This is a genomic window from uncultured Methanobrevibacter sp., from assembly GCF_937881195.1.
GTDB lineage: Archaea > Methanobacteriota > Methanobacteria > Methanobacteriales > Methanobacteriaceae > Methanobinarius.
Window position 1 is genome coordinate 12583 of the sequence record NZ_CALGFC010000056.1, and the last position, 21470, is coordinate 34052.

At 25.4% G+C, this 21470-nt stretch carries 20 protein-coding genes, 3 tRNA genes and 1 other RNA gene; 14 read left to right on the forward strand and 10 right to left on the reverse strand.

The window, feature by feature from the left end; all coding sequences use genetic code 11:
* The first annotated feature begins 65 nt into the window (after positions 1-65).
* The 3 genes from Q0087_RS07450 (at position 66) to Q0087_RS07460 (ending at position 2018) form a co-directional block, all read left to right on the forward strand.
* Complete coding sequence (locus Q0087_RS07450; RefSeq protein WP_297899079.1) at positions 66-683, forward strand: TetR/AcrR family transcriptional regulator; 618 nt, start codon at positions 66-68, stop codon at positions 681-683.
* Between the two features lie 392 nt (positions 684-1075).
* On the forward strand, positions 1076-1324 hold the full coding sequence (locus Q0087_RS07455; RefSeq protein ID WP_297899081.1) for a hypothetical protein: 249 nt from the start codon (positions 1076-1078) through the stop codon (positions 1322-1324).
* Positions 1325-1364: 40 nt separating this feature from the next.
* Complete coding sequence (locus Q0087_RS07460) at positions 1365-2018, forward strand: flavodoxin family protein (RefSeq protein ID WP_297899082.1); 654 nt, start codon at positions 1365-1367, stop codon at positions 2016-2018.
* 173 nt (positions 2019-2191) lie between these two features.
* On the opposite strand, the gene Q0087_RS07465 is transcribed toward Q0087_RS07460, so the two are convergent.
* The gene (locus tag Q0087_RS07465) at positions 2192-2632 is read right to left on the reverse strand and encodes a small multi-drug export protein (protein ID WP_297899084.1); all 441 of its coding nucleotides are present in this window, start codon (positions 2630-2632) and stop codon (positions 2192-2194) included.
* A gap of 133 nt (positions 2633-2765) precedes the next feature.
* The gene (locus Q0087_RS07470; protein WP_297899086.1) at positions 2766-3362 is read right to left on the reverse strand and encodes a TMEM175 family protein; all 597 of its coding nucleotides are present in this window, start codon (positions 3360-3362) and stop codon (positions 2766-2768) included.
* A gap of 506 nt (positions 3363-3868) precedes the next feature.
* Here Q0087_RS07470 and Q0087_RS07475 point away from each other — a divergent pair.
* Complete coding sequence (locus Q0087_RS07475) at positions 3869-4300, forward strand: hypothetical protein (RefSeq protein ID WP_297899088.1); 432 nt, start codon at positions 3869-3871, stop codon at positions 4298-4300.
* Between the two features lie 124 nt (positions 4301-4424).
* Here the strand turns inward: Q0087_RS07475 and Q0087_RS07480 are convergent, their stop codons facing one another.
* Positions 4425-4925 carry a hypothetical protein gene (locus Q0087_RS07480; protein WP_297899090.1) on the reverse strand — a complete coding sequence of 167 codons (501 nt, stop codon included), beginning with the start codon at positions 4923-4925 and terminating at the stop codon, positions 4425-4427.
* A 260-nt stretch (positions 4926-5185) separates the two neighbouring features.
* On the opposite strand from Q0087_RS07480, the gene Q0087_RS07485 reads away from it, so the two are divergent.
* Together Q0087_RS07485 and Q0087_RS07490 are read left to right on the forward strand one after the other, a co-directional pair.
* On the forward strand, positions 5186-5917 hold the full coding sequence (locus tag Q0087_RS07485) for a hypothetical protein (RefSeq protein ID WP_297899092.1): 732 nt from the start codon (positions 5186-5188) through the stop codon (positions 5915-5917).
* An 87-nt stretch (positions 5918-6004) separates the two neighbouring features.
* Positions 6005-7120, forward strand: a complete 1116-nt coding sequence (locus Q0087_RS07490) for a hypothetical protein (RefSeq protein WP_297899094.1) — start codon at positions 6005-6007, stop codon at positions 7118-7120.
* Between the two features lie 103 nt (positions 7121-7223).
* On the opposite strand, the gene Q0087_RS07495 is transcribed toward Q0087_RS07490, so the two are convergent.
* The 5 genes from Q0087_RS07495 to Q0087_RS07515 all read right to left on the reverse strand — a co-directional run bounded on the left by Q0087_RS07495 (position 7224) and on the right by Q0087_RS07515 (position 9652).
* Positions 7224-7297: transfer RNA gene (locus Q0087_RS07495), tRNA-Arg, on the reverse strand.
* A gap of 526 nt (positions 7298-7823) precedes the next feature.
* Positions 7824-7898, reverse strand: a tRNA-Arg gene (locus tag Q0087_RS07500).
* 330 nt (positions 7899-8228) lie between these two features.
* Positions 8229-8942 (reverse strand): proteasome assembly chaperone family protein, encoded by a 714-nt coding sequence (locus Q0087_RS07505; protein WP_297899096.1) that lies wholly within the window; start codon positions 8940-8942, stop codon positions 8229-8231.
* Positions 8943-8969: 27 nt separating this feature from the next.
* A complete protein-coding gene (locus Q0087_RS07510) occupies positions 8970-9170 on the reverse strand; it encodes a hypothetical protein (protein ID WP_297899098.1) in 201 nt (66 codons plus the stop codon).
* Between the two features lie 29 nt (positions 9171-9199).
* Entirely contained in the window at positions 9200-9652 is a 453-nt protein-coding gene (locus Q0087_RS07515; protein ID WP_297899100.1) for an endoglucanase, read from the reverse strand.
* 885 nt (positions 9653-10537) lie between these two features.
* Here Q0087_RS07515 and frhA point away from each other — a divergent pair.
* From frhA to frhB, 4 genes are all read left to right on the forward strand, one after another.
* Positions 10538-11755, forward strand: a complete 1218-nt coding sequence (gene frhA, locus Q0087_RS07520) for a coenzyme F420 hydrogenase subunit alpha (RefSeq protein ID WP_297899101.1) — start codon at positions 10538-10540, stop codon at positions 11753-11755.
* A 77-nt stretch (positions 11756-11832) separates the two neighbouring features.
* Entirely contained in the window at positions 11833-12303 is a 471-nt protein-coding gene (frhD, locus tag Q0087_RS07525; RefSeq protein WP_297899104.1) for a coenzyme F420-reducing hydrogenase, FrhD protein, read from the forward strand.
* 3 nt (positions 12304-12306) lie between these two features.
* A complete protein-coding gene (frhG, locus tag Q0087_RS07530) occupies positions 12307-13158 on the forward strand; it encodes a coenzyme F420 hydrogenase subunit gamma (RefSeq protein ID WP_297899105.1) in 852 nt (283 codons plus the stop codon).
* A gap of 11 nt (positions 13159-13169) precedes the next feature.
* A complete protein-coding gene (gene frhB / locus Q0087_RS07535; protein ID WP_297899107.1) occupies positions 13170-14015 on the forward strand; it encodes a coenzyme F420 hydrogenase subunit beta in 846 nt (281 codons plus the stop codon).
* Between the two features lie 694 nt (positions 14016-14709).
* Here frhB and map read toward each other — a convergent pair.
* On the reverse strand, positions 14710-15630 hold the full coding sequence (gene map, locus Q0087_RS07540) for a type II methionyl aminopeptidase (protein ID WP_297899109.1): 921 nt from the start codon (positions 15628-15630) through the stop codon (positions 14710-14712).
* 287 nt (positions 15631-15917) lie between these two features.
* Between map and Q0087_RS07545 the strand changes: the two genes are divergently transcribed.
* From Q0087_RS07545 to rnpB, 4 genes are all read left to right on the forward strand, one after another.
* Positions 15918-16349 carry a hypothetical protein gene (locus tag Q0087_RS07545; RefSeq protein WP_297899111.1) on the forward strand — a complete coding sequence of 144 codons (432 nt, stop codon included), beginning with the start codon at positions 15918-15920 and terminating at the stop codon, positions 16347-16349.
* A 12-nt stretch (positions 16350-16361) separates the two neighbouring features.
* Complete coding sequence (locus Q0087_RS07550) at positions 16362-16856, forward strand: hypothetical protein (protein ID WP_297899113.1); 495 nt, start codon at positions 16362-16364, stop codon at positions 16854-16856.
* Between the two features lie 304 nt (positions 16857-17160).
* A tRNA-Met gene (locus Q0087_RS07555) sits at positions 17161-17235 on the forward strand.
* A 336-nt stretch (positions 17236-17571) separates the two neighbouring features.
* An RNA gene (gene rnpB, locus Q0087_RS07560) (RNase P RNA component) lies at positions 17572-17858 on the forward strand.
* Positions 17859-18241: 383 nt separating this feature from the next.
* Here rnpB and Q0087_RS07565 read toward each other — a convergent pair.
* Complete coding sequence (locus Q0087_RS07565; RefSeq protein ID WP_297899115.1) at positions 18242-21070, reverse strand: right-handed parallel beta-helix repeat-containing protein; 2829 nt, start codon at positions 21068-21070, stop codon at positions 18242-18244.
* Between the last annotated feature and the right edge of the window lie 400 nt (positions 21071-21470).

The window sequence follows — 21470 nt, forward strand, 5'->3', positions numbered from 1 at the left end:
AACCTTACAAAATTATTCTTATTAAGACAAAATATAAATACTATACATTCAATATATTTTCTTATATGATAAACAATAAACGAAAAATAGTTGATGCGGTATTTGTATTATCATTGAAAAATGGCTTTGATAGAGTGTCTATAAAACAAATTCAAGAAGAATCAGGGCTTGCTATTGGGTCTATATATTACCATTTCAAAAATAAAGATGAAATTTTGGAATATATGGTTGAAAAATATCTTTTAGATAGTTTCAACGAACTTAAAAGGGAAGTAGAAAAATTAGATCTATCCTTTATGAAAAAAATAGATTTCATTTTCAACTATAAAATTAATTATTTTGCTACAAAAGAAATTGAATCTGAATACATTATAACTAGGCCCAAATTCAATCACAAAGACTACTTTGTACTACTTACAAGTATTTATCATCACCATCCTGAAGTTAGACACTTCTTTTATGAATTGCATGATTTATTATTTGATTTTTATTATAAATTAATTAAAGAAGCTATTGATAAAGGAGAAATAAGAGATGATATTGACATTAAAACATTAGTCATCTTTATACAAACAATTTTAAAAGGGTATATTGACTTATGGGTATATCAGCCAAATTTTTCATTTGAAGAACTAGTAGAATCTAATATTAAAATGATAGAGGAATCAATCAAAAAACAATGAATTTGAATATTTTTTCATATTGGCTAATATAAATTAATAATAATTTTTATATTAACAATTTTTTTTAATTAGAAATTTTTCTAATGTATTTTACTTATTTTTTTTGCCATAAATTTTATTAATAATTATGAAATTAATAATTAGTTATAATTTAAAATCATATTACTTTAACTAATAAAAAGTTAAAAAATATAATAAAAATGATATTTTAGGAGGAATCATAAATTATTCTACTTACAAATATTACTGAGAATATCTTAAATCATGATATTATAAAAGAAAGTTTAACTAAACTCAACACTGAACATGAAGTTAAAGAAAATGAAATAAGTGAAATATATTATCTTAATGAAAAGACAATAGAACAAAAATGGAATTTTGGGAATATAAAAGTGAATAAGTCTAAAATTGACATGGAAAAAGGTATGGAAGAAGTTTATAGTAATATTAATAAAATTATTGAAGATATATTAAATAAAAAAGATTTTTTAAATGTAATAGTCGATACTAGCTTTTTAGCATATTTAATATTAGAAGTCCTAATAAAAAATTTCGATATTACAGATGTTTTTATTTTAGATGAGGGAGAACTTAAAAAAGCCCATCCTTGTGGATGTGGTCCAGAATATATGGGTTATTAAAATTAAAAATAAAAGCCCATGTTTTTTTAAAGGAGATATTATGAAATTGATAGCTATTAATGGAAGTCCTAGAAATAATTGGAATACTGGAAAATTGTTAGATAAAGTTCTTGAAGGCGCAAAATCAGAAAATGCAGAAGTAGAATTAGTAAATCTTTATGATTTAGAATATCAAGGATGTGTTAGTTGTTTTCGCTGTAAGAGAAAGGATAAAAAACATGGAAAATGTGCTATGAAAGATGATTTAACTCCAATCCTTGAAAAATTAAAAGAAGTAGATGCTATTATTTTTGGATCTCCTATTTATTTTTCAGCTGTTAGTTCTGGCATGAGTGCATTTTTAGAGCGTTTTTTATTTTCAAACATGATTTATAGTAATGAAATACCAACAGTTTTTCCAAAAAAGATTCCTTCAGCTTTTATATATACAATGAATATAACTAAAGAACAAATGAAAGAATATGGTATGGAAGAAAAATTAAAAATATTCCAATATTATATTTATAGAATATTAGGGAAGAAATCTGAATTATTATATGCATATAACACTTATCAATTCAAAGATTATGATAAATATGAGTCTTCTATGTTTTCAAAGGAAGAAAAAATAATAAGCAAAAATGAACAGTTTCCAATTGACTGTAAAAAAGCTTTTGAAATTGGTATAAACATTGTTAAATCAGCTAATAAATAATTAAATAATAATTTTCATGTTAATTTTTTTATATTAGTAATCTTTTAGAATAATAGTTTTTTATATTAATTATTTTTTAGAATAATAGTTTTTTTATATTAATTATTTTTTAAATTATTTATTTCGAAATGTTATTTATTAAATTTATTTTATTAATTTTAATAGCTATATTTTTAGCTGAATGCTTTTTGAAAGATTATTATTCCAAAATGTCCAGCTAATGTTAGTAGAATACTCCATAATATTATTCCTATGGACATCCACTTTATTAAACTATTTTTAGGAATTCCAAGAGCTATTCCTATGGTTGCACCAATTGGAGCTCCAAAAAATAGGGGAGATAATAGTCCTAAACTCACATCACCATATTTCTCCCATATATTGTATATTCTTCCTTTTTTAATACCTCCTTTTTTAGACTTCTTTTTAATAATCCAATTTCTTATAGATTCTCCAAAGTAAGCTATTATTACGGCTGATAATATTGAGCCTAAACTAGAGGCAATAATTATTAAAACAGGATTAAGTTTGAATCCAAGTCCTATGGGTATAGAAAACCATAATTCTAATATTGAAGCTAAAAAAACAATTAAAGTTTCTATTATAATATTCATATTTTCCTAATCCCAAATTTACTTTCTTATTCTTAGTTTATTTCCCTAAATTTAACTATTTATTCACTTTATTTTATCACTATAATATATTCACTTTATTTTATCGTTATAATACATTTAATTACATTTTATCTTAATTTGATCGTCTAATTATATTTCTATCATCTAAAAAGATATTCATTATAGAAGATATTATTGGGAATGCAATAAGTAATATAATTGTTATTTTAGGGTAATATATTGCCAAGGATAGGAAAACACCTAATAATATTATCATATATATTATTGGTCCAATTTTTCTGTCTTTTTTTGTTTTATTTCTCCTTTCAGGGATTTTTTCACCATAAACTTCTCTGACTATTATAAAATAGCTTAAATTAACAACCACAAATAAAAAATCATAAAAAATAACAGGAATTAACTTTGTTGGATTTTCAAGAACCCATTTTGTAAATATGGGGAGTAATGCTAGTGAAAGCAAAAAAATCATGTTTTTCCACATAATTTTGTTTGTTATAGTTTCTACTTGATCAATTAATACATGATGTTTGTTCCAAAAGGACCCAACTATAAAAAAACTAATAATAAATATAAGAATAGAGTATAAAAAACTTAATATTCCTGAATAATCAAAATTCACTGGCAATGGGATCTCAAGAACCATAATAGTAATGATAATTGCCATAACTCCATCACTGAAAAATTCAAATCTATGTTTTGATAAACTCAAAAAATCACCTTATACTAATTTAATTCATTATATTAAATTATTAACTGATTATTATTTACATTAAGTTATTTATATTTTTTATCAGATTAATCATTAAATTATTGAAATTCTATTTTCTTAATATTTTATTTTCTTATATTATTAATAAAATTGGCTTGTTTTAAATTCACGTAATTATATCTTTAATTTATATCTTTAATTTATATTTTCACATTTCTATTTTTGAAGACTATTTTATTAAATAAGTATGATATTAAACTTTTTTAGGAATAATACAAGATTAAAGATGGAATGTTTTAAAAGAATTATTATTCAATAGAAAAATTTAAACATTCATATAACATATATACAAGTATATATTTAAACATTATAATTTAAGTTTTTTAAAAAATTTTATTTTTCATGATTTTAGAATTCTCTAAAGTTTAATGAATTTTAAAAGTTTGAATTTTAAAATTTTAATCAAATAACTAGATGAATAATTTTGTAATAAGGGGTTTGTGAGAATGAATAAAAAGAAAATAATAATATTGGGAATACTTTTTGTAGCTGTTGCTGGACTTGCATTAGGATCTGCTAGTGCAGCTACTAAAACCCATAAAACAGATAAATTATATTTTAAATCACATTCAAAAGATAAATATTCTTCATTTACTAAAAAAATAGATCGTGTAAACTCTATTGATGGAGTTTATGTTTATCCAAAGAATTATGATGCTCAAAATGCTCCAAATAGTGTGATGGTAGGAATTTCTGGAAAATCTTTGGATGATTCAGATTATAAGGCAACTAAAATAATAATTAAATTTAAAAAGAAAGTAAACGGCAAAACTTATTATTCTACAAAAACATTTAATAAATCATGGGTTTATTATAAACCAAAAAACAATTATAGGCCTTATTATAGCATAGTTTACTATAAAAAAGTAAAAAAATAATATAGTAATTTAAGTATATAATTTATAATTATTGTTTTTATATTATTATTTTTATTATTTTTTAATAAATTATTATTTTAAGTTTTTTCATTTCTTGGGCCTTAAAAAAATCATTTTTTAGTTATTATATGGCTTTGTAATATATTGTTGCTGTTACTGGTGTTAGATTCTTTGGAACTTTTATTCTTATACTCTCTCCGCTATTTTGGGTATATTTTTTGTAGATTGTTTCATTGTTGTTATTTTTAAATTTAACTACTACTTGGGTTATTTTAAAGTATGTTTTCCCTTCAAAGTGGTTAGAACTATTTAATAAATATATTAACAGTCCTCTGTGGATATCTGCTTGTCCATTGTATTCACTATTGTAAAATACATAGATTGTATCTTCTTTTCCTATTTTTTTCGTTTTTGGGAAATTAAGATCATCTTTAATTTTAATAGTTTCTTTTAAATCACTTGATTGGTTTGTTAGGTTATTTTGATTTATAGTTATATTCTTCATGATTGATTTGTTTTGGAGTCTTTTAGTTGAATCATTTGGAGTTTCTGATGTTATCATATATTTACTAATTCCAAAAATTAGTATTAATGTTATCGCTAATATTACTGTTTTATTTTTCATTTGTTTCACATCTGAATTAATTATTCATTTTTTCATGAAAGTTTCAATCAAATAATGTGTAATAATTAATATATTTAAAAGATTTAAAATATTAAGAGTTATAAATCGGATTTAATATACACATGGCTTTTATATTTATTTAAGATTATTTTAATACAACTTGATACATTATTTCATTTTTGCAATAGTTTATACCAATATATTTATATGTTGCATACTATTATATAATTATAGTGAATGTTTTCTATGGGATGAGTATAATGAAATTTAGTAAATTTTTGTTAATATTAGGTATAGTCGCTATTGTTGGTATTTTTACAGTTAATGCAAGTTTTGCAGTTAGTGAAGATTTATTAACTTATCAAGGTAGCCAATATATTAGTTATGATAAGAAAATTTCGTCTATTGATTATAAATATGTTTTTAAGGATAAAAAAGATAATGCTAATCTTAATATTAAGGTTAAAAAAGATTACCAAAATAAATATAAGATAAAATCAGTTAATACTAAGTTTTTTGTCTATGATAAAAAAGGTGTTTTTCAAAAAAGTATTTATAAAGATTATAATGGAAAAAATAAGAATAGCATTTCAATAAAAATTCCTAAGTATTCTTCAATTGCTAAATTGACTATCAATTATAAAACGAAATCTAATTTGAAAAAAGAATCAACTAATTTTTATATGAGAAGTTCTTTTAAACAAAAATTATATCTTCAATCTAATAGGTCTAAAGCAAATGTTTTAGAGAAAGGCTATAATAAAGTCAATAGTGGAAAAATTATTTATGTTCCTACATATCAAAAAATTAAAATTTATACAAAAAGTAAGAATTATAAAATAAAATTAATTAGATTTATGGGACTTAATACCACTTCTAAAATGAAACAAAATATCGATGTTGTACCTAGAGATGCGAATGAATGGGTTGCAGTATCATATGAGTTTATTGAAGATTTAAAACCTTTAGGAATTAGGTTATACTATTATTAATATTTATAATAATCTTATTTTCTCTTATTATCTGTATGATATTTAATAATATAAAATTAAAGAGAATGTTTTCTATGGGTTGATTTCATGGTTAAGAAAAAGCATTTTATAGGTTTATTATTATTTGTTTCATTTATTTTTATTATTATTAGTGTTCAGACAGTTAATGCTGATAAATCTATTCTTATTGATGAAGGTTTAGCTAATTATAAGAATTCTAATATAACTAAATTGAATTGGGAGGTGTATTCTTCAGATAAACAGTTAAAAATTTACAGTAAGCAATTAAAAAGAAATTCTCTTGGTTATAACAAAAAGATTCTGATTAAAAAAGTCAAAAATAATAAATTAAAAATTTCTATTCTTTATTCTTACAAAGGAAATGTTATAAATAAAAATTATACATTTAAGTCTAAATTAAATCATACTTCTTACTATTATAAAATTTATAAACCTAAAATGGTTAAAAATTTAATAAAAACAGAAACTTTTGAAAAAGGTAAGGAACCTTATTATAATGGACCTCATGGGGAGATAAAATGGAAAGCTCATATTTATCATGGTAAAAAGGTCATTATTAATGATAGGAGTAACAATTTATATGGTCATATCAATAAAACTACTTTAATTGAAAAACATGGAAAAAATAGATTAAAAATAACTACTAAAGTAGGAGTCGCTGCGTTTTCAAAAATATTATATTCTGATGGATATTTGAATTCATTAAATATCTCTGATTATAAAAATCGAAATCCTTTTAAAAATAAAAATGTAACTTATGTGAAAACAAAATTAAGCCCAAAAGATTATTATATTAAAACTCACAAATGGAAACTTTTTCAACATATTCCTAAAAAATACATAGTTGAAAGAGCTTATGGTTTATTAAAAAATTCAAACACTAAATTATATTGGAATGCATGGAAAGAAAGAGATAATGATTTTATTTGGAATAGAATAGTGATATATAGGGGATTTTCTTTTAAGTCTTATAATGAGGATAATAATGATATTTATGATAAAATAACCATCGAAATATCAAATATTAATGAATTAAAAATAACACATCAAATAAATAAAACAAAAGAAATTAAAAATATAAACACTGACTTATCGCCACTTGATTATTATTTAAAGGTTTATAGGGAAAAAATGATTGAAATACTTGATAAACCTATAATAAATCTTATTCTCACTGAATAGATTAAATATTAATTTTAAAAAACTTAATATTAAGGTTTATCTTAAATAATTAATTTTATTTAATTATAAAAAAGCAAGATAAAAAAATTAATAAATTAATAAACGGACTTGGAGGGATTTGAACCCTCGATCTTAAGATTAGGAGTCTTACGCCCTTCCAGACTAGGCTACAAGCCCAAATATAATAATAAATATTGTTTAGTTTTTTTAATTATTAATATTTTTTGGTTATTCTTTCTTCTTTTTAAGTAACCAATTTAATGTCATAATATTATTTTCTAAATCATAAACTTCGGCCTTTTGACTTTTAATGTAATTATCAAATAAATAACTTCTTTTTGGATATTTTTTCTTTAATTCTTCGGCTCTTTTAGTTATTAACTCTGTATTAATTTTATTAATTTTAGAAAACTCTTTATCATCAGATAATATTTTATCAACAATTTCTAAATTATTTGATTTAAATATTTCTATCTTATAATTGAATATTATTCTATAATTAGTATTTTAAATCGTTATTATGTATTATATAAATATTATTATATTATATAAAAAAATTGTATTAATAACAACTTTCTAAAACTAGCTATTTGTTTAAATTAATTAGATATATCAATCTCTATCTGTCTAGATATGATTATTTAAAGCATTTTTTAAAATATTAAACTGAAATATTATATTTTAATAAAAAAAGAATATATAACGGACCTGAGGGGATTTGAACCCCCGACCTACGGATTAGAAGTCCGTCGCCTTATCCAGACTAGGCCACAGGCCCATATGATTACTAATATGGGTTATTTTATTTTTTTTGAAGTTTTTTTCTTCTTTTTTATCCTATTTATTTTATTTATTTCTATAAATTGGATTTAATCAATTCTTATTATTTTTATATCATATTCTTATTGTAAATACTTATGATTTACAGAATGATAAGATATTGTACTTTTTAGTATATAAACATAACTCTTATATAAATATAACTCTTTTTATAAGCTGAGAATATTTTTATAAAAATTAGCTGAAAAATATATTTTGGACTTTTTAATATTTAAACTTAACATAAAAAAATTTAAAAAAAATATTTAGTAAATAGTATAATTACTATTTACATATAAATAGGTGGTTGAGGATCTTTTTTCACTTCTTCAGCCAATTTTTGAAGCCTTGATTCAATGTCTTGGGCTTCTTTTAGAAGGGGTTCATAGTCAATATCAACATCAATGAGTTTATTAAGGCCTTGAACTACTTCTGCGGCTGCTCTTGGATCAGGATATTGTGTAAGTGTTTCTGCAAGTATACATGTAGCAGGGATGTTTTTCTGTGCAGATTGAGTTAAAAGTGTTCCTGAAATTCCATTTATATTTCCCATTTGCATTATTGGAAAATCTTTTTCTTTCAATACATCTAATGCTTCTGTTGAGTTGGCTACAGCTCCAGCAGGATTTCTTTTTTCTCTAACAATAGCACTATTAAATGTTATTAATTCTTTACTATTATTTTTATCCATCCAATCAACAATTACATTTGTCATATCAAAAACAACCTCTTGTGGAACTATAAAGTCTGATAAAAATAGCACTAATCCTTCTCCTTCATATATTCTGAAAGGATGTAAAGCTACTCCTTTATATAATACTGCTAAAGGAGGGAAGTGTTTTGATTCGATGTAACCAATTTCTCTCATTTTTAGGTTATCTACCAATAACCATCCTATTATGTTCCCAATTAACCCTGCATTAGGGGAACCTTCAAGTACAATTGCATCTTCTATATCTTCTGAAACTATTTTACAACAGTCTGTTTTAGTCTCCACTATCATTTGATTCAACCCTTATTTAAATTTTTATCAACAACCAGCTCCACCAAGATTTTCACCAGTTTCGCTATTTATTTGGATTTCTCCAACAATAACATCGTTTATAAGTATAGGAACAATATAAACTATTAAATTATCCTCTATTTCTTTTAATCTTGGTATTCCTGCAGTTGCTTCATCTTCTTTAATATATCTTGAAGCAATTATTTGTGCTTCTTCTTCATTTATCATTTATATCCGCCTCTATGATTTATGAATATTTATACTCTATTTGTATGACCGTTTGTATCTACACCAATTCCATCTACTACATTTCCGTCTTGGTCATAGACTTTAACAACCCACATTTGGATAGAACTATCCCATTGTGCATTTCCTGCATAGGCTCCTGGCTCTTCAATTGCATTCTGTGCTATTTGTTTAGCTTCAGATGCAGTCATGCCTCCATAGGATTGACTATTTCCTCCAGAACTAGATCCTCCATTATTTGAGGATCCACTTGAACTATCGCTACTGCTACTACTACTTCCACCACTATTTGTCCCATTCACATCACCAACTCCATTAGAACCGGAATCACTCGAACTACTATCGGGAGTATAACCTGGAAGACTAAATATACTATTATCTGGATTAGTTACGCTATAAGCAGTTACTCCAGCAGCTATACATAAAACTATTATAACCGAAATAATTATGTTTGAATTTTTCATTTAATTACCTCTTAATATTTGTATTATCATGTTTTTACAAGCTAGTATACAAGATCTCTTTTTATTTTTTATTTTTTTATTTTTTTTATTCTTATATAATCTAACTTAACATAATTATACATGATATATTATATTCAAATTAATTAATATACCTTTCCATTATTCTATTTTATTATTTTAAATTATTATTTTTTCAATTTTACCTTATATTTATTCTCTAATCTCTATTCTAAATATTTTAAATTTATTTTTTGATTCTTTTTGTTTTATTAGATTATTGATTTTTTAATTAATTATTATTAAATAGGTTTAATTTTACATTTTTTAATTTAATTTAAGTATAAATTTCAAATTAATATAATTATAAATAAATTTATTTCCTACAAAATTTGCTTTATATTTTTAAATTAATAGTTAATATTAATATATTAAATTAATATAAAAATTAGTAAATTATTTTAAAAACTTTTAGTGCCTATAAAGTTAAACATTAAATGTCTGTAAGTTTTTTCATTTTTTATTACCATTTTTTATTATCATTTTTTATTATCATTTTTTTATTTTTATTTAATTTTTATTTAATTTTTAATTAATTTTAATTTAATTTTTCAATGTGTATTATTTTTATTTTTATTTTTCTTATTTTTCTTATTTCTCTGCAATTTTTTTCTATTTTTTCTTATAAGTCATTATTTGATTTTTATTTTCTGATTAATACTGAAGTTAAAATTTTTATTAAAAAAACTCCTTTTTTAACTTGACCTAAACTTTGGTTTATAATATATAAGTGTTTCCTTTTTTTTTAAATGGAAACTTTATTAATAAAGAGTAATGTAAAATATATTTGTTAGTTTCTAATTTTTTATAAATAAAGAGGTGACACATTTGAGCGAAAAAATAGTTATATCTCCTACATCTCGTCAGGAAGGGCATGCTGAGCTTGTCATGGAAGTCGATGATGAAGGGATAGTTACCAAAGGAAGATACTTTAGTATCACTCCTGTTAGAGGCTTAGAGAAACTTGTAGCTGGTAAAGCGGCTGAGACTGCACCAGTTATGTGTCAGAGGATTTGTGGTGTTTGCCCAATACCTCACACTTTAGCTTCCGTAGAGGCAATGGACGATTCATTAAATATTGAAGTCCCTAAAGCCGGTCAATTGTTGAGAGAATTAACATTAGCTGCACATACAGTTAACAGTCACGCTATACATCATTTTTTAATAGCTGCTGATGTTGTGCCAGAAAACTTATTTGCAGATGCTGTAAACAGTGTTTCTTCAATAAGAAAAACTGCACAATATGTTGTAGATATGGTTGCTGGAGAAGGTATCCACCCATCTGATATCAGAATTGGTGGTATGGCTAGTAACATTAGTGAATTAGCTAGGAAGAAGTTATATTCAAGATTAAAAGCATTAGTTCCTGTTGTTGATGCACACGTAGAATTAATCACTGGTTTAGTCGCTGATAAAGGATTCCCAGAAGGATTAGGTGTACATAATCAACCTATTTTTGCAAGTGACAAGATTTATGGTAAAAGAGAATTCTTTGACCTAGATAGATTCACTGAAATAATGCCTGAAAGTTGGTATGATGACCCCGAAATAGCTAAAAAAGCTTGTTCTACCATTCCTTTATATGATGGTGTTAATGTAGAAACTGGTCCAAGAGCAAGAGCAGTTAAATTTGGAGCATTTAAAGAAAGTGGAGTTGTAGCTCAACATGTAGCTAGAGCTGTTGAAATGAAAACTTATCTCTCCAGAGCTATTGCTATATTAGATGAATTAGATACTTCAGCAAATACTTTAGCTGATTTTGATCCTAGGGGAACAAATAAGCTTGGTATTGGAGCTATCGAAGGACCAAGAGGTTTAGATGTTCATATGGCACAAGTTGCTGATGGCAAAACTCAATTCTACAGTGCATTAGTACCTACTACTTGGAATATTCCAACTATGGGTCCTGCAACTGAAGGATTCCATCATGAATGGGGACCTCATGTTATACGAGCTTATGACCCTTGTTTATCCTGTGCTACTCATGTAATGGTAGTAGATGATGATGACAAGAGTGTTGTTAAAAACGAAATGGTAAGAATCTAATTAATAGGGTGTTTTAGTAAAGTTAAGAAATTAATTTTACAGCTATCACTATTTAATGGATTATTGAAGGGAAAAATATGCCATATGATGCAGAAACATTAGTTGTTGGATGCGGGAACATATTATTCAAAGATGATGGTTTCGGTCCAGAAGTTATTAATGCTTTAGAAGACTATTTTAAAGATAAAGAAATGCCAAATGACACCATGTTTATTGATGCAGGAACTGGTGCAACACACTTTATATTTACTTTGCCCCATGAAAGTTGGAAAAAGTTAATAGTAGTTGATGTTGTGGAGTTCGATGCAGAACCGGGAACTCTAAAAATTTTTAGCCCCTATGACATGCCTAGAGGAGCATATGAAAATGTTCATTCTTGGCCAGTCGAAGAACCGCTTCATGATTTAGCCGAAAATATTGAAGTAGTTATAGTAGGGTGCAAACCTAAGGAAATTTCTGCACCAGATGTTGATATGGGCTTAACAGAGCCTGTTCAAAACGCAATCCCTGAAGCCATTGAGATGATTTTAAAAGAAATAGGGGTTTAGCAAATGCTTGCAAGAATTAAAAGGTTTTTAGGACTTGGAGGTAAACCAGAAAAACAAGCTAAGCCAATTAAGCCAAAAGATGATGAATCTTCACAACAGGAGGTTGAAAAAGTGGCTGAAAAACCAAGAATAGGATATATTCATTTAAGTGGGTGTTCTGGTGATGGTATGGCATTAACAGAAAATTATGACATACTCGCCGACCTACTTACTGATATGGTAGAAATTGTATATGGACAAACTTTAGCAGATGTATGGTATGATGATGGAGTCAACCAAGGTCACAAAGATATGGTTGAGGACATGCCAGAAATGGATTTAGCATTAGTAGAAGGTTCTGTCTGTTTACAAGATGGACATAGTATGCATGAACTTAAAAAAGTAAGAGAAAAAGCAAAATTAGTATGTGCTTTTGGGTCTTGTGCTATGAATGGATGTTTCACACGTTTCTCTCGTGGTGGACAACAAGCACAACCAAAACATGAAGCATTTTTACCAATTGGTGACATAGTACAAGTAGATTGCGCAATCCCCGGTTGCCCAGTCTCTCCAGAAATTGTAGCTAAAACAGTTGTTGCACTTATAAATGGGGACATGGATTATTTACAACCTATGCTCGATATGGCAGGCTGTACTGCTAATTGTGGTTGTGACTTACAGAAAAACATTGTTAATAAATCCATCTGTACTGGATGTGGAACTTGTGCAATGTCTTGTCAGACAAGAGCTATTGAGATGAGAGAAGGTAGGCCAGATGTAAATATAGACAGATGTATTAAGTGTGGAGTATGTTACACTCACTGTCCAAGAAGCTGGTTCCCTTCAGAACAGATCAATAAGGATTTAGGACTATAGGAGGATTTAAAATGGTATTAGGTACTTATAAAGAAGCTGTATCTGCAAGAGCTACTGATAAACAAATCCAAAAAGTCTCACAAGATGGTGGAATAGTAACAGCATTATTATCCTATGCACTAGATGAAGGAATTATTGAAGGGGCTGTAGTAGCAGGACCTAGTGAAGAATTATGGAAACCAGAACCTCTGGTTGCAATGACTTCTGACGAAATTCTTTCTGCAGCAGGAACAAAATACACTTTTTCCCCAAATGTAGCAGCATTAAAGAAAGCTGTTAGACAATATGGTCTTGAAAAAGTGGGTACTGTTGGAATTCCATGTCAATTACAAGGTATCAGAAAAACACAATCTTATCCATTTGGAACAAGATTTTTAGCTGATAAATTAGCATTGATTGTTGGTATTTTCTGTATGGAAAACTTCCCATTTGCTTCACTTGAAACTTTCATCAGTGAAAAAATGAAATCTTCACCTGATGTAACTGAAAAGATGGACATTGGAAAAGGTAAATTCTGGATTAAAGCACTAGGAGAAGACATTGGTCTTCCTTTAAAAGAAACTCATGGATATGAACAAGCAGGATGTAATATATGTCCTGATTACACTGCTGAATTAGCAGATGTATCCACAGGTTCTGTAGGATCTCCAGATGGATGGTCTACTGTTCTTAAAAGAACTGATGCTGGTGCTTCTATATTTGATCAAGCTGTTGAAGCTGGAATTATTGAAACCAAACCAATGGATGGAGTAAAACCAGGTTTACCACTACTTGAAAAACTAGCACAAGGTAAAAAAGACGGCGCTAAGAAAGAAAGTGATAGTAGAAGAGAATTGGGACTTCCTGTTCCATTCTAAATCTATTTTCATTTTTATTTTTATTTTTTTTTTTAATTAATATTTATTTTCCTAAAATTAATCATATTAATTTTATCTTCCTAAAATTTAAATTCTATTTTTAGGCTTATTATTAAACTTTATTTAATTATAACTTTATTTTCTAATAATCTATTTTAATAATTTTTTTATATAGATTTCACAAATTTATTATTTAAATTTACCAATAAAAATCGTTTTTATTTTATAATAATTAATAAAAAGTATTTAATTTACTAAAATATTTTCTTAAATTAAAAGAATATTATTATATAATTATCTTATTAATTATCTTATTGAAATTTCTATTTTTATATATTTTTAATTAATTTAATCATAAATTATAGTTTTTAAATTCAATTTCATTTATTATGTTAAAAATTAAATAGGGTTTATAAATAGAATAATTGAAAACAAATAATTATCAATAAATTTTAATTTATTATTGTTATTTGATGGTAATTAGTGTAATAAAATAATTTGATGCAGTATATACTAAATATCATGCATGATAGATTAATTTATATGGAATTTGACTAAACATAAAAAAAGTTAAAAAGATTAGTATGTTTTAGATAATTAATTAAAAATAGATTCAAAAATTAATTATCTTTTTTAATGTTCATTTAAATTATTATAATTATTTTTTTTTTAATTATTTTTCATATATTATAGACTATTTAGTTGTAATTGTACATCCATCTCCTTCGACAATAACAGTATGTTCGCTTTGAGAAACCCAACAATTAGTTTTTTCTTTTAATGCAGGATAAGGATATATTGCCATTGCTTCTGAAAGTTGCCTCATGGAGCTATTTAACCTATTTGGATTAAATTTTTTTGTTAACCATCTAATAGAAAATGGCAATGAATTATAATTAGTTTTTATCTCGTTTAAAACTTTGTTTGTATGGGCCATTCTAAAAGGTTTATCTTTTAAATACCTAAATATATAAGTGCCTTGTAGGTCGGTTACCCACCCAACACCATCAGTAGCAAAAGGTTCTATAGCTATTACGTCTCCTTCTTTCAATTTTGCAGTACTTTTATCATCAATACTAGGAATAGACAATCCTGAATGTAAATTCCAATGTTCTAGACTATGTCCTGCTAAATTAGCTATTGGGTTAAAGCCATAGCTATTTATTGCTTCTTGCACAGCTTTACCTATTTTCCCAATTTCAACACCCGGTTTAACAGTACTAATGGCTGCTTCAAGTCCTGCATATGAACTTTCAATCATTTCTTTGTTTTTATTTATAATATCATCATCATATTTTTCCTCAAGATCTTTTCCAGGAACCATTATAGTTATTGCGGAATCTGCTATATAACCATCAATATGGGCTCCTAAATCTAATTTAACTAAATCTCCAGTAGATATTTTTGTTTCATCATTGTATGGGGCAGTATAATGTGCAGTTATCTCATTTACTGACACATTACAAGGAAAAGCTATACCTGCTCCTGCTTTTATAATTTCACTTTCCACAAACTCCACTAAGTCCAATATTAATAAATCATCTTTTATAAGTTTAATTGCATCTTTTCTAACTTTTGAAACAATTTTTCCAGCTTTTTCATATGATTCTATCATGTTTTCATCTTATTTTTTTATATAAATATAAAATAAATTATTTTAACTATAATATCATTATTCTAAGTATAATCTTATTATATTAGGCATGTTATATCATTTTAAACTATGTATTATAATTGTAATAACATACTAATTATATTTTGTGAATATTGATTATATGCTCATATTTTTACAAAATTTTTATATACTTTTATAAACAAATATTATTATATATTTAGTCTTTGTTAATATAAAGAAAATAGATTAATAGGTAGTAAAATTTTTTTAAAAATGAGGTAAAATTTATGGCAAATGTGGTTGTATCTGGTATAAATACGATATCAGTTAACCAGATATTCATTGTGGTTATCGCCATCATTGCTCTAATAGCTATTATAATAATAGTTATGCAGTGGAGACGTGTTAGAGAATCTCAGAATACTGTTCGAATAATGGAAACAGAAATAGAGCTTAAAAAAATCAGTATGGTCGAAAAAGACTTAGAATCAAAGCGATTAATGGAAAATCCAATTCAATTACCTAAAGAACAGCAAGAAAATCTTTCCGGCATTCGTAAATCCACATCTGATATAATGGGAGATGTTGGATATTTACACAGTGAAATTAATGAAAGGTTAGCTAGATTAGAAGCTCAAACTGAGCAAAGAAAGCTTGAACAAATGCTTAAAGAAATTGAAGTTAAGGAAAAACAACTCCTTAAAAAAGGAAAACTATAGTGAGGTGTTATTATGGATGCTTTAGAAGCTTTAGCAATTTTAATACTTGCAGGTGCAATAATTGTCTTGTTATATTACTATTTGCAAAATAATGCAGAAGCTATGGGTAAAGTTAAAGAATATATTCCTTCAAATATTCAAAATAAAAATGAAGGAGAACAAGTTCCAACTGGTGGTGTAAATATGGCTCAAAATGCAAATTCAGATTCAAATACTTCTATGGGAGAAAAATTAAAAGTTAAATTCAAAGACATTGATATGCCAAATATTAGTACAGATTCTTTTTCAAAAAAAATTGACTCTTTTTTAGATGAAAAAAGTGACGAATTAATTAAAGATTGGTCATTAGCTACTAAAGAAGATATTAATGTCCTTGAAAAAAGATATGAATTAGTATCTATGGGTGTAGATGAATTAACCAAAAGATTTAATGAATATAGGGAATTCACTAATGAAAGATTAGAATCTATAGATAAAAGATTGAATAAACTTGAAGATGAAGAATAAATATAATGGATAATACTATTATTTTTAATTTATCTTCTCCTTTTTTTATTTAATCTCTTTATTATATTTTATTTTAATTATTTTTTTATCATCATGATTCTATTCTATGTAAATTTCAATTATAAAATTTTATAGAAATCATGGTTTCATAGAAAGCTTTATATACTATTAAAACATATATTTGGATGATGACTATTTTTATTAGTAATCAAAATCATTATTAAGATTCATATTATTTTAAAGTATAATTAAAAAAGACGATTTGTTTTTTATACATTATTTATTTAATATATTATATTCATTTAGCAGGGTGGGGTAGTCTGGTGATCCCGCGGGGCTCATAACCCCGAGAGCCCTAGTTCAAATCTAGGCCCTGCTATTCTAATTTAATTATTATTTTTTGCACTATTTTTTTTAATTTAATTTATTATAATTATAAATAAGATATAAATTGATTTATATTTAAAATAGAAATTAAATAAATTATAATTTGTTTCATTTTTATATATTCGGTATCTTTTTTTTATTTATAAAGATTTGAATTAATATTAATATTTTAAAATCTATATTCAGAAATATATTTTAATTTTTCATCTTTGTATAATTAATTATTCTTTAGGTAATTACATTATCTTTATGTGATTACTTTATATAATTAAATATTTGATCTTAATTAAACTTATTAATAATAAGATACATAATTTATTTATTGATAGCAAGCTAAAGACAGTTGCTGGTTATTTTTAACTAAGGAAACTCCATCCATCACACAGAACTATAATGTTTAAAGACATATGCTGAGAAGTATGACTCTGGAGCAGAAACGACACGTCTTTTAATGAATGAATATGATAGGTATTGCTTGATTGACATTAAAAGGACCGGTGAAACGGCCATTCTATAGGGTGCAAGGACAAGTTTGCTTTTGATCCTCTGTGGTAGGCAAGGTAGTCCGCGTAGATGAATACTGTAGAAACAGAAGGTGGGTTACTCTTAGCATGCTATCAATTATCCTTCTTTTGGGGTTTTAACCGTTCTAGTTAATTTTAGATATAATTTAAGAGATTACAAGCTAAAAATTAATAAATAGGCTTGTAATAATGAAGTTTTTAGAAACTGATTTTAAAATAATATATTTAATTCAAAGGAGAACTTTCTATAAAAAAGAGTTAAATAATATCGATAATTTTTCATATAAATTATATAAAATTTTTTTCATGATGATATTTAATATTATAAAATAAATCTAAAAATAAAAATAAACCAGATTTTTTAATCTAAAAATAGAATGATTTTGAAAAGATGTATATTTTCATATTATAATATTCAAAAAATATTTTTTTAAAAAAAGAAAATTAAGGATAATTATATGTTATCCTTTATTTTTATTCAATTTTGTAGTTTTTATTGTTTTTTATTATTCTATTTGATTTATTATAGAATTTATAACTTGTGGTTAGCCCATATTTGTTTTTAGTTATGATATTTTTAGTTATGACATTAGATTTTTGTCCTTTTTTGATTTTAAGACCATATTTAAACCTATAAATAGTATTGGATTTGATTTCGTTGTTTTTACTATTTTTATAAGTGTAAATTCCGTAACCAGATTCCTTAATTTTACCTTTTATTTTATTAGATTGTATTTTATTAATATTTCCATTAATATAAAATCCATAATTACTAGTTTTAGTTATTTCATTACTGATTATTTTATTTTTATCGCCTGTTAATTTTATGCTATTTTTTGAGGAACCTATTTTATTTTTATTAATGCTGTTTGTATTTCCTTGATTATATATTCCATTAGTATTTTTATTTAAATAATTACTTGTAATTTGATTTTTGTCTCCTGTGCTTTTTATTCCATAAAATTTACTTCCTTTGATGGTATTTTTACTGATAGTGCAAAAAGATGCTTTATTAATTATACTATATTCGCTATTGGTTATTTGGTTATTAAGTATAGTTGCTTTGTTTGTATTTTCTATACCTGTAGTATAATTTTTTATTATATTATTTTTAATTACACTACTAGATCCTTTGTTAATTATTGCTTTGCTTCCATTAGATAGGAAATTATTAATTATGTTATTGTTTTTAGCGGATATGACTATGCCGTTATAATTATTGTTTAGTTTATTATTATAAATTTTTGCATTGTTTCCGTTACTTATAATGCCGTATTTAGTATTAGTTATTTGGTTGTTAGTGATATTATTGTTTTTGTTATTGTTTGTTATTCCACTTATAGAATATTTTATCATATTTTTATTGATTTTATTCTCAGAACCAGTAATAATTATTGCATTATTTCCATTAGATATATTATTATTTTGTATGAGATTTTTAACACCAGAAATAGCTAAACCGACTTGATTATTATTTAGTATTAAAACATTATTCTCTATTCTATTTTCTTTTCCTTTAACAGTAATGAGAGTATTATTTTTATTATTTTTCATATTATTTCCATTAATACGATTATTATTGCTATTCAAAATAATATGTCCATTTATATCATTATTAATGATTTTATTGTTAATTCCATTAACTTCTAAAATATAATAATCACTATTATTATGAATCTCCTTAACAGTAATATTATCGGCATTTATCATAATATTGAAAATATTATTTTTAAAACTACCATTTACATAAAAGCCATTTATCTCTAAATTACTATTATTTATTTTTGTATAAAATTCATTGTTACTAATATCACTAGAAGAATTATTAGTAGCTAAATATAACCCAATATCATCAAAACTATGCACAATATTATTTTTAAATAAAATAGGAGTATATGAGTAAATAATACTGCCATAATTTGCGGCGTTGTTTGTAAAATTACTGTTAATTATAAAGAAATTAGTAGCATTGTTATAGATGGCACCACCATTTGATGTAACTTGATTATTTGTGAATTTAGAGTTTTTTATACTTATTATATTATTGTTCCAGATTGCTCCTCCGTTTGTTGCGTTGTTGTTTGTGAAAGTGGAGTTTTCTATTGTTGTGTTTGATTTGGAGTTGTATATTGCTCCTCCTTGTGTTGCTGTGTTATTTATGAAGTTACAGTTTTGTATGTATGCTGTTGCGTTGTTGTATATTCCTATTGCTCCTGCTTCTGATCCTAGTTCTTGATTAATTGCTTTGTTGTTTGTAAAGTTACAGTTTGTGATTGTTGCGTTTGCTCCATAATCTCCATATAATACGTTTATTGCGGCAGCTCCTGGTGTTCTATTTGCGGATCCTGTTCCTGTTGCTAAGTTGTTGTTGAATATGCTGTTGTTTACGGTTACTTGTGAGTATATTGTGAGTGCTGCGTATAGTGCTGTGTTGTTGTCGAATGTACAGTTGTCTATGGTTTTGGTTCCTTGGTTTCTTTTGTAATTGTCAAAGAACATTACTGCTCCGCCGTGTCTTGCATTATTTTTTGTAAATGTGGTGTTGTATATTAAAACATTGTTAATGTTGTCTAATATGAGAATTGCTCCTCCTGAGCCACCATCTCCTCCTGGTTCTTGGTTTTTGCTTGCTGCTGTATTATTTTCGAATATTGAGTTTTGGACTGTTAGATTTCCATGGGTTAATATTGCTCCTCCTCCATAATCATTATTGGTTGCACCTTGAATTGTTGTTATTTGGTTATTTTTAAATTCAGTGTTTATTATGGTCATTGTTCCATTGTTCCAGATTGCTCCTCCTCTTTGAGTTGCAATATTATTCTCAAAATTACAATTAATAATAGTTAAATCACCATAATTTGATATGGATCCTCCATTTATATTGGAACAATTAATAATAGTTAGGTTGTATAAATAAATAATAGAACTTGTTTTTATATTAAATATGTATGAAACAGAATTTCCATCAATAAATGTTTTGTCTATTCCTTTACCGATTATATATATGCTACCTCCTTGGGTTTTGTGAGATTTATTAATTTCAATTTTTGTATTATTTTCTCCTTGAAAGATTCCCTCATCTAATCTAATATTAATATCATCCGAATCTCCTGATTGATTGATAGCTTTACCTATTGAATTGTAAGGATTATCAATTGAGCCAGTTCCCGAAGAATCATTTCCATTGTTTGAAACATATATATTATCTTCAGCTGCTGAAACAACATCTGATGCTAAAAAAATTCCCAAAGATAAACTCATAATGAGTAAAATACTCATTATTGTGTTTTTATTGATTTTCAAAGATTTTTCCCCCTTTTAATGTTTTAAATGTTAGTTAATCAATAAAACAAATAAAAAACAAAATTTTAATGTTAAATTTTTTTCCATTGTGTTTTTAAAATAATCTGGTATTATTTAATACATTAAAAGTATGATTGATTAACTAATTAATAGTATAATGGGGACAATATATAAAATTAGTTATATGATTTGGAGATTATACGGTTCTTATATTTATGTTATAGTTAATCATAATATATTTATATTTTCATAGAATATTTGCGTTTTAATAAAATATTCATATTTTCATGAAAATTAAGTATTTATTGCACATAATTATATAATTTTTGTTTAATATGTGCTTATTTTATATTTCTATTATAAGTTTCATATTTATTATTTTTCTATTTTTCAATCGTGT

Bases quoted from the DNA above. Each gene is read 5' to 3' on its own strand.
- frhG (WP_297899105.1), top strand. From the start codon at position 12,307: ATGCTTGCAAGAATTAAAAGGTTTTTAGGACTTGGAGGTAAACCAGAA.
- frhB (WP_297899107.1), top strand. From the start codon at position 13,170: ATGGTATTAGGTACTTATAAAGAAGCTGTATCTGCAAGAGCTACTGAT.
- Q0087_RS07475 (WP_297899088.1), top strand. From the start codon at position 3,869: ATGAATAAAAAGAAAATAATAATATTGGGAATACTTTTTGTAGCTGTT.
- Q0087_RS07490 (WP_297899094.1), top strand. From the start codon at position 6,005: ATGGTTAAGAAAAAGCATTTTATAGGTTTATTATTATTTGTTTCATTT.
- Q0087_RS07480 (WP_297899090.1), bottom strand. From the start codon at position 4,925: ATGAAAAATAAAACAGTAATATTAGCGATAACATTAATACTAATTTTT.
- Q0087_RS07460 (WP_297899082.1), top strand. From the start codon at position 1,365: ATGAAATTGATAGCTATTAATGGAAGTCCTAGAAATAATTGGAATACT.
- Q0087_RS07450 (WP_297899079.1), top strand. From the start codon at position 66: ATGATAAACAATAAACGAAAAATAGTTGATGCGGTATTTGTATTATCA.
- map (WP_297899109.1), bottom strand. From the start codon at position 15,630: ATGATAGAATCATATGAAAAAGCTGGAAAAATTGTTTCAAAAGTTAGA.
- Q0087_RS07515 (WP_297899100.1), bottom strand. From the start codon at position 9,652: ATGAAAAATTCAAACATAATTATTTCGGTTATAATAGTTTTATGTATA.
- Q0087_RS07510 (WP_297899098.1), bottom strand. From the start codon at position 9,170: ATGATAAATGAAGAAGAAGCACAAATAATTGCTTCAAGATATATTAAA.
- Q0087_RS07485 (WP_297899092.1), top strand. From the start codon at position 5,186: ATGAAATTTAGTAAATTTTTGTTAATATTAGGTATAGTCGCTATTGTT.
- Q0087_RS07465 (WP_297899084.1), bottom strand. From the start codon at position 2,632: ATGAATATTATAATAGAAACTTTAATTGTTTTTTTAGCTTCAATATTA.
- Q0087_RS07550 (WP_297899113.1), top strand. From the start codon at position 16,362: ATGGATGCTTTAGAAGCTTTAGCAATTTTAATACTTGCAGGTGCAATA.
- Q0087_RS07505 (WP_297899096.1), bottom strand. From the start codon at position 8,942: ATGATAGTGGAGACTAAAACAGACTGTTGTAAAATAGTTTCAGAAGAT.
- Q0087_RS07545 (WP_297899111.1), top strand. From the start codon at position 15,918: ATGGCAAATGTGGTTGTATCTGGTATAAATACGATATCAGTTAACCAG.
- frhD (WP_297899104.1), top strand. From the start codon at position 11,833: ATGCCATATGATGCAGAAACATTAGTTGTTGGATGCGGGAACATATTA.